The following is a 358-nucleotide window of genomic DNA, read 5'->3' on the forward strand; positions in this document are numbered from 1 at the left end:
GTGCCCTGCGAAGTAGTTTTCAGTCACGACCCCATCGTTTGTGACGTTCCCGATATAGGATACGTAGCCGTTGGTTGATTGCGCGGAGCGTGCTCCTTGTCTCCACACGAGAATATCGCCAGGCATGACCTTGTTAGCTTCAGCAACGGCAGTCCACGTAGGGAGGTTTCCCGCTAATGCCCACTGCCAGGCTATTGAGCCTTTAGGAAACAGTTTCGGAACGGTTTCACTCGGTTTGTCTGCGACTGATCCTAGGTCACGGTTGATCCGCCAGAGCACAAAATCCGTATCCGAGCCAACATATAGGCCGGTCACGGTATTTGTGCTTCCATTTGGCTGGCTGCGGTAAGGGTAGTCG

General features: G+C 53.6%; 1 protein-coding gene. It reads right to left on the reverse strand.

The window, feature by feature from the left end:
* Positions 1–315: CHAP domain-containing protein (locus tag EZJ44_RS08630; protein ID WP_206661896.1), on the reverse strand; the 315-nt coding region annotated here is incomplete at its 3' end.
* Positions 316–358: the final 43 nt, after the last annotated feature.

The sequence above is a fragment of the Arcanobacterium bovis genome, assembly GCF_004331995.1.
Lineage (GTDB): Bacteria > Actinomycetota > Actinomycetes > Actinomycetales > Actinomycetaceae > Arcanobacterium_A > Arcanobacterium_A bovis.